10 protein-coding genes are annotated in these 8,100 nt (G+C 50.3%); 3 read left to right on the forward strand and 7 right to left on the reverse strand.

The window, feature by feature from the left end:
• Positions 1-26: 26 nt before the first annotated feature.
• A complete protein-coding gene (locus IQ235_RS00695) occupies positions 27-2,375 on the reverse strand; it encodes an ATP-binding protein (protein ID WP_264319572.1) in 2,349 nt (782 codons plus the stop codon).
• A 258-nt stretch (positions 2,376-2,633) separates the two neighbouring features.
• Here IQ235_RS00695 and IQ235_RS00700 point away from each other — a divergent pair, with 258 nt between their 5' ends.
• On the forward strand, positions 2,634-2,855 hold the full coding sequence (locus IQ235_RS00700; protein WP_264319573.1) for a hypothetical protein: 222 nt from the start codon (positions 2,634-2,636) through the stop codon (positions 2,853-2,855).
• Between the two features lie 130 nt (positions 2,856-2,985).
• Here IQ235_RS00700 and IQ235_RS00705 read toward each other — a convergent pair whose 3' ends face one another.
• The 3 genes from IQ235_RS00705 to patD all read right to left on the reverse strand — a co-directional run bounded on the left by IQ235_RS00705 (position 2,986) and on the right by patD (position 5,723).
• A complete protein-coding gene (locus IQ235_RS00705) occupies positions 2,986-4,665 on the reverse strand; it encodes a dipeptide ABC transporter ATP-binding protein (RefSeq protein WP_264319574.1) in 1,680 nt (559 codons plus the stop codon).
• 17 nt (positions 4,666-4,682) lie between these two features.
• Positions 4,683-5,249 (reverse strand): zf-TFIIB domain-containing protein, encoded by a 567-nt coding sequence (locus IQ235_RS00710; protein ID WP_264319575.1) that lies wholly within the window; start codon positions 5,247-5,249, stop codon positions 4,683-4,685.
• 105 nt (positions 5,250-5,354) lie between these two features.
• Complete coding sequence (gene patD, locus IQ235_RS00715) at positions 5,355-5,723, reverse strand: heterocyst frequency control protein PatD (protein ID WP_264319576.1); 369 nt, start codon at positions 5,721-5,723, stop codon at positions 5,355-5,357.
• Positions 5,724-5,830: 107 nt separating this feature from the next.
• Here patD and IQ235_RS00720 point away from each other — a divergent pair, with 107 nt between their 5' ends.
• Both IQ235_RS00720 and IQ235_RS00725 read left to right on the forward strand, forming a co-directional pair.
• Entirely contained in the window at positions 5,831-6,409 is a 579-nt protein-coding gene (locus IQ235_RS00720) for a VOC family protein (protein ID WP_264319577.1), read from the forward strand.
• A gap of 332 nt (positions 6,410-6,741) precedes the next feature.
• A complete protein-coding gene (locus tag IQ235_RS00725) occupies positions 6,742-7,002 on the forward strand; it encodes a hypothetical protein (protein WP_264319578.1) in 261 nt (86 codons plus the stop codon).
• Positions 7,003-7,108: 106 nt separating this feature from the next.
• On the opposite strand, the gene IQ235_RS00730 is transcribed toward IQ235_RS00725, so the two are convergent.
• The 3 genes from IQ235_RS00730 to IQ235_RS00740 form a co-directional block, all read right to left on the reverse strand.
• Entirely contained in the window at positions 7,109-7,378 is a 270-nt protein-coding gene (locus IQ235_RS00730; protein WP_264319579.1) for a TIGR02450 family Trp-rich protein, read from the reverse strand.
• 22 nt (positions 7,379-7,400) lie between these two features.
• Positions 7,401-7,625, reverse strand: coding sequence for a hypothetical protein (locus tag IQ235_RS00735; protein ID WP_264319580.1), 225 nt, complete (start codon positions 7,623-7,625; stop codon positions 7,401-7,403).
• Positions 7,626-7,803: 178 nt separating this feature from the next.
• A partial coding sequence (locus IQ235_RS00740) for a flavoprotein (protein WP_405196624.1) occupies positions 7,804-8,100 on the reverse strand: 297 nt, incomplete at its 5' end.

The following is an 8,100-nucleotide window of genomic DNA, read 5'->3' on the forward strand; positions in this document are numbered from 1 at the left end:
AAATTCGTTTTTTTAGTTCTCGGTTTTTAGTTCAAAGTGAAATAGAACGTCGAACCTTCACCGTCAGTCGATTCTACCCAAATTCGCCCACCGTGATGTTCGATAATCTTTTTGGCGATCGTCAATCCCGCTCCAGTGCCGCCTCCATACAGATGTTGCTCGTGTAGCCGCTTAAACAAGCTAAAGATGCGATCGAGATGCCGTTCTCGAATTCCAATACCATTATCGCGGACGTAGAAAATTTCTGGGTGTAGATTTTTGGATGCTTCTGGCCCTTGACGCGCGGTTTCTGATTCCGATTCGATATAGCCGATCTCGATCCATCGTTGGGACTTATCGTTATATTTGAGTGCGTTGCTCAGTAGATTGACGAGCACATCGCGCATCAAGACCGAATCGCAGTGAACCGTGGGGAGCGATCGAGGAATGCGAATCTCGGCTTGCTGATGAGGACGACCGATGGATAGCTCTTCGAGCACTTGATGCAACAGTCGATCTAGATCCGTGGGATGAATATTGAGTTCGGCTTGTCCCAGGCGGGAGAATTTAAGTAGCGCGTCGATGAGGGTTTCCATGCGACGGGTGAGGCGAGTCAAGGTTCGGAGCCGAGATCGACCAACATCGTCGAGGACTTCAGAGTACCCTCTTAGCAAGAGATTCGAGTAGTTATGAATGCCCCGCAACGGTTCTTTGAGATCGTGGGAAGCAGCATAGGCAAAAGAATCAAGTTCTCGATTGCTGCGCTCTAACTCTTGATTGACTCTGGCTAGCTCATCAGCTCCCTTAAGAACGATACCGACGATCGCACTGCGCAGATTTAAGGCATTTTCCAGTTCGCAGTGTTTCCAGGGCAATGATGTAAACCGCACGATTTCCTGCCATCGATCGAAAGATTGACGGGGACAAAGGGTGACGCTGCCATCGGCTGCCACGGTGAGGGATGTGTTTGGATCGCCCGCCCAGTTCACGGTTTGCAGAACTTCTGGACGAAACCAGAGGATGGTGTAGCGTCGAACTTTAGAAATCTGTAACGCGAGCAGACCGCTAGCACTGTCTTTGAATGCTTCTGCTGCTTGGTAAATCTTTGGCAAGGAATCGGTGCAGAATAACACATTGTCTGGAGCAGAAGCCGGTAGGGAGAAACTAGAGGGGAAAGAAGGTTGAGTCTCAATCCAGTCAACAATCTCTCGAATTCGATCCTGGGAGGGAGTTTGACCGACTCGGGTAATTTCATCCTCTAAACAAACAGCAGCACCTTGGGCACTCACCAAATCCAACAGGCGTGGGGCGGGGTTAACCAGCGCTTGTTTCAAGTCATCAACTTCGGCAATGGATTGAATGAATTCCGTTAAGAGCGATCGCAGCCGCGTCAGCTCGTCTAGTTCTTCGGTATTAACCTTATTCGCCAACTCCGAAGCGATTAATTGCCCCAAGATTTGGCAACTTTCGCGAACGTCACCATCGATAAATTTGGGAGTCTGATGATGGCAGGAGATGAGTCCCCATAAAGTGTCGCCCCGAACTAGGGCGATAACCAGTATTGCAGCAACTCCCATGTTGCGATGGTATTCAACGCAGCAGGGGTCAACCCCGCGCAACACGCACGAACTCAAGTCAAGTGGTTGTACGGCGATTGAATTCTCCGTCGAGATAAACTCAACCCAAGGTGCGCTTAAGTCGGGAATGTAGCGCACCAATCCTCGTCGGTACAGTTCCCGAATGGGTTCTGGAATATCTGTTGCTGGATAGTGCAAGCCGAGGTAGGGCGGTAAGTCGTCCCGCTTGGCTTCGGCCACCACCGCTCCAGCGCCTTGGGAGTCAAACTGATAGACCATGACTCGATCGAACTCGGTCATGCCGCGAACTGTAGCAGCAGCCGTTTGGAGAAATTCAGTCAAGTCGGGAACTCTTCGTAGTTGGGCGATTGCCTGGTTTACCCGCGCGTGCATCTGACGAGCGTCTAGTTGAATGGATGCGGGTTCGAGTTCCAGAACGATCGCGGTGGCGGTTCGGTACGCCGTGATGTGAAAGTGCTGTTGGTCTCGGTTAATGCGCGCGGATGACTTGTTCAAATGACCCGCGTGCTTCAATTCTCGATCGATCGCTTCAATTTCTGTTTCATCCAATAGTACGCTTAGGGGCCGACCGAGTAAATCTTGGGGTGAAATGTCAAAATAGTCCTGAATGTTGGCGCTGACTTGCACCACCACTCGCTCTGGAATGCTTAGCGCTAAGAGAACGCCATGGGGTTGAATCGAACCGGCGAAGCAGACGGGTTCGGGGACGACTTCGCTGAGGCGATGTTTCGGGATCTTGCTGGGTTCAAACCCACTCATAGCGAGATGACTCAAAGGCAATCGAGGGAACTCAGCCATTGCGGTCCTCTCCTGGCAGGGGCAATGCGATCGCTCGATCGACGAACGATTTTGTATTGCGTTTGAAGCTTGTGTGACAAACTTCATTCCGAGGGACTGCACGGTGGCTTCTATTGCAGTGTATCAAAATATTGAGATTAGTTAAGCAAATCTAAAGACAATCTCAAGACTGTGATAGATTGTTAAGCAAATCTAAAGAAAAACTCAGTCCAAAGCAAATCTCATAATCACCCATTAAATGGTGGAGGATTTTTCTCAATGCCAATTAGCTCTTCTATATTGCGATTGATGTGGGCTGCTGTCGAAGCAACATCTCCTCGCGACCTATTGAACCTCTCTGACCCAATGTTGGTCAAGCGACTCTTGCAGCACGTCGATCGCAATATTTTGCTCAGCGGGGAAGAAGTTTGTGCTTTGAATAACTACCTCGGCTCAAAAGTCTCGTTGATTCGGGATATTGCTGACTCCCGTCTTCATTAAACCCTAGTAGGGAAGACTTTAGAAGTTCTCCTAAAAAGACTAAAACGAGGGTTGGGGAGGTTTGAGAGATATTTGCCCGTCTGGCTGATTAGCTCGTAGCTGAGGACCGATCTCGCTTGTACTAACGAACCTAAAGCCCTTCGAGCACAGGTGCTGCTTGTAAAAGAATTTGAGTGTAAGAATTCTGGGGAGCATTAAACAGATCGAACGTGTTACCCATCTCCACAATTTTTCCTCGATTCATCACCGCAATTCGATCGCAGAAAAAACGAGCCACCCACAAATCGTGAGTAATAAATAAATAGGTGAGGTTAAACTCTTGCTTCAATTGCAACATCAGTTCGAGAATTTGGGTTTGCACGTTGGCATCGAGCATACTGACCGGTTCGTCGCAAATCACGAGCTGGGGACGAGTAATCAGAGATCGGGCGATCGCCACTCGCTGTTGCTGTCCCCCGGATAGTTGAGACGGGTAGCGATCGTAAAAATCGGAGGTCGGAACCAATCCGACCCGATCGAGCATTTGTTCGACTTGGGCTTTAGCCTCCTTCGCCGTTGCCAAGTTATGGATGAAAAGGGGATCGGCAATATTCCCGCCCACCGTCATCATCGGATTCAAACAGGCATGGGGATCTTGAAATACCATCTGCATTTGCCGACGTTTGCCGTTTATCTCGCGGCGCGATCGCCCCGTCAATTCTTCTCCCATAAACTCTACGCTTCCCCCGGTCGGGCGCACGAGCTGTAGAATCGTTCGGGAGAGGGTACTTTTGCCGCACCCCGACTCTCCCACCAATCCCAAGGTTTCGCCGGGGTAAAGTTCTAGCGTCACCCCATCCACTGCCCGAATCGCGCGATCTTCCTGGGAGAATAGGCGTTCGATCGGGTTTGACTCGATGGTGTAGTGCTGTTGCAAGTCGATCGTTCGCAGCAACGGTGCAGAAGTTGGCGATGGTTGTGGCTTTACATTCTGTGGCTTTACATTCTCGCTAGCTGCTTGTAGGTGCAATGCCGCCTCCAGCAGCGATCGGGTGTACTCGTGTTGGGGATGTTTCAGTACTGTTGCCACCGGTCCGGTTTCCACCACTTTTCCGGCGTACATCACCGCAATTCGATCGCAATATTCCCCCACCATCGCCAAATCGTGGGACACCAGCAACAGGGCCAAATCCCGATCGCGACACAGCCGCGTCAACTCCTGCAAAATTTGCGCCGATACCGTCACATCCAAACTCGTCGTCGGTTCGTCAGCGACAATCAATTTCGGTTCGACAAGTAACGCTAGGGCGATCGCCACTCGTTGCCGCATTCCACCGCTAAACTCGTGGGGATACTGCGACCAGCGATTTGCGGGAATATTCACCCCCTCTAACGTTTCGATCGCTTTTTGCTTGGCTTGTTTCCGCGTCAGTTGGGGTTGGTGCGCTTGCAGGGTTTCGATGCAATGTTCCCCAATGGTCATCAACGGATCGAGGCGCGTCATCGGATCTTGGAAAATCAGCGCCACCGCCTCCCCCCGGAATTTTCGCAACTGGGTGGGGTTCAAGTCAAAAACCGATTGCCCTTGAAACCTCACTCGCCCTTCAATTTGTGTAGATTCGGGCAGCAATCGCATCGCCGCCCGTCCCAAGGTCGATTTACCACAACCGGACTCTCCCACCAATCCCAGTCGTTCTCCCGGTTGTAGCGTCAAGGATACCCCATCCACCGCCCGATCGGTTGTACCGGGATAGGTAATCCGCAAATTATCGATATCAAAGAGCAGATCCGTTGGATTTTGTGGATGGTCTGGGTTTTCTCGTGCAACCATTAACTACGAACCGTTAACTATTCAGCCTTATTAAATTGCTGCATTAAGTAAGCAACTCCAAAATCCCCATTTGGGTGGGCTTTGAGCGCTTCAGCCAAGTCAAAAATACGTCCGGCCAGATCGCTTCCAAGTTTATCGATCGTGGCTTCCCGTTGCCGATCGCTTTGTTGCCGTTCCCGGACGAGGGTCTGCCATTCCCCAGAAAAGAGTTCGTCGAGTCGAGTATGCAATCCCAACATTTGTAGAGCTTCCCATTCTCCTCGATCGCACCAAATTCCGCCGCACTTGCCGCAGCGTTCGACGAAAAATGACTTCCGAGTCATCACCTTGGCGCGGGTGAGATAATGACCGCACTCCGGACATAATGCCGCTTTGAGGTCTTCCGCCGCCGGATCGAATTCTAAAGAGGTCAACCGTTGTGCCACCAACGTTGCGTCAGGTTCTGCGTTTTGGTTTTCCAGCCAAGCTCGATACTCTTGGTCACGAATCCACTGACCCTCCGTACTGGGGCAGTATTGGACCGCAAGACCCCCATCTAGGGTGCGATCGATCAGGGTTGAATTATTATCTTTGGGACATCTCACAGATTTTCAGCTCCTTACCCCAACGAGTGAAAAGACTTGGAAATTGTACCCTCCTCCACGATCGATCTGGTGCATTTGCAGGCAAACCGCCATCGGCACGCTCGCTTATTCGGGAGAAGAGTTCAATACCACATCACAGTAGCGTACCAGAGTCGCGAGCCGATCGTGTAACTGCCCTTTTCGCCGTTCGACCGTGACCGCCTGCTTGGCCGATCCCAGAAACATTGCATCGGTTGCCAGCAGTCGCAGTTGTTTGTGTAACTCCGTGTTGTAGGACTTGGTTCGAGCAAAGTCGGTCGCCGTGAGTTGAGAAAACGGCAATGATAGGACTTGTTGGTTGAAAAAACTTTGAAGCCGGGCAATCTCTGCGCTGAGTTCCCCACCCGCGATTTCTCCGGCATCTAGAGATGTGGATAATTGGGTCAACTTTTGTTTGAGGAGATCGTAACGTTCCTGAAAAGTCTCTGGCAGCATGGGTTTCGGGACTTACTGTCTCCAAGCCTGAAAACAACTTGATACAATTAAAGTTAAGAGCAACCGACAAAGTCCTGACCTGTAAAACAGAAGACGCTTATAAGTTCATGATTTTAGCAGCAATCGATCTTCCGAGTCCGAGTCCGTATTTAGCGGCATTACCCCTCGATGCCTTATTCTCCACCCAGGGGATTATGGTGATGCTGCTGGCCGCTTACGGCGTGGCGATGTGGATGTTCTTAACCAGCGCCCCCAAAGTCTATACGATGATGGTCTCGGATTTGGAAACCGCGCAGCAGTTGTATGAAGGGTTGTTTGAACTCCCGGCCGCTGATGTTCCCCTACATTATTATTACAATTACGAGCAAACCCTGGGGACCTCGGGAATCGACCCACTCTATATGTCGGCCGATTTGAGCGCGACAGCCCCCAGAGCTAACGATATTCCCGAAGGACTTTGGTATCAGCTCAAAAAGAATACTCAACTTCATATTATTTCTGGGGCGAGTCTGGGTAGCAACAATCGCCACCGCCATGTTTGTTTCGATCGCGAATGCCTCGAAGAAGTCTTGATGCGGGCGCAAATCCAAGGCACGAAGTACAAAATTCGCCGCGACAAACCATTGAACTTTTTAATCAAAGATTTACAAGGACGAACGATCGAACTGTCTGAAGTCTCGAACTAAACTCATCTGTCCCATCGCTCTTTAGAAAAACTCCTATTTCTTCAAAATAAGGGGTTTTTTCTTTTTCGGGATCTAATCGCTCTGTGGCGATCTGTCGGATCGGCACGAAAGAGTACGATCGAGGGCTTTCGCAAAGCTTTCTATTTGTAGGGTGCGTTGAGGCACAAAGCACACCACAGCAACTACATAAACTATATATAGCGTGTAGGCGTAAGTCTGACGATCGCCTAATAACGTCACAATCCGTCGTTACGCATGGTTTTAGCGATATTTGCGCTGAATCACCTATAACCCGTGCTAACCTCAACAGTAGTTCTTTACCGCGATCGCACATGGGCAGCCAATCTAAAGCCAAAACAATCTTTCTTCTGACCTCAATGGTCGGATGGCTGGTCGTGGGTGCAGCGTTGATGTATCTCTTTCCCCTCGTTGCCAATTGGGTGGTTGATTCCGATCGCACCCATGTCTGGATAGAAACCCTCAGCCGTAGCGGTTACGATCCCATGCTGGGTTGGGTGGGAGGCGGTATTGCTCTGGTCGCGACCGTATCGGGATATATTATCTGGTACCAGCGCTTTGACGGCAAAATTTAAAGCCGAAGCCGACATTTCTATCTACAGGCAGTGGTTCGTCATGACGGGAAGCAGACTGACAACCAATACGATCGCCTATTCTATCTTTTTCCTCGATCGCCCCCCATTAAGGCTCAACCTCGAATGGCTCGGTTTCTTCAGTTTCTTCGGACTCTTTTAGAGATTTCCAACCCGCATTCCATTGAGAACGATCTTTAAGAAGCTTGGCATTGAGCCAAAAGCGGACGTTTGGATCGCAAGAAGCAACCATTTCTGCAAAGACCCATGCCCCTCGATCTTGCCGATTGACGACTTGAAAATGTCGCCAGCCCCAAGTTTTCTCTCGGGCAGTCCACTTAGAACCGAGCAAGTGGGGAAATTTTTGCTTTTTTGGCATATGCTGAGAGTTCGATCGCCGTCTATCCGTTGTCAATATACCGCAAAATTTCCTCTAGACCTTCGGCAGAAAGTCGATCGTCTCTCGAGGCATTGCCAGTCCAGTCAAGCAGTTCGCAAAGAGCTTCGGCGCAAATGGGTGGCGATCGATCGATCGAAGTATCCAGGTCGAGAACCGAGCAGGAGTGGGATGGGTTGCTCCCATCGGAATTGGGAGCTAAAAATTGCGAGAGAAGTTTTAGGAGCACGATCGCGTTGGGAATTGATGCAAACTACATTACCTACGATAGCAAGCCGATCGTTTGCGATCGGGTTTGTTATTTTTTCGGTCGGTATAACTTCTCAAGCTTACGGGGAGATGGAAAGAATAGGGACGCGGGGAGATAAACGATTGACAAACGAGCGTCGATCGTGCATTACTTTTTTTCACTCTTGGGCGATCGCAGTGTCTTCCTTCCATCGAGTCAGAGGAACGCAATCGATATCGAACCCATCTAACGCTCGCGCCACCACAAAATCAACTAAATCTTCGATCGACTGTGGGTTGTGGTACCAAGCGGGAATCGCCGGAACAATTCGCACGCCAGCTTCTGCCAATGCCGTTAAATTTCGCAGGTGAATCAAGCTCAAAGGAGTTTCGCGCGGCACTAAAATCAGTTTGCGTCCTTCCTTAATTTGTACGTCTGCCGCCCGTTCGAGCAAATCGGAACTCAAACCCGCAGC

This window comes from Zarconia navalis LEGE 11467, assembly GCF_015207075.1.
GTDB classification, from domain to species: Bacteria; Cyanobacteriota; Cyanobacteriia; order Cyanobacteriales; family Geitlerinemataceae; genus Zarconia; species Zarconia navalis.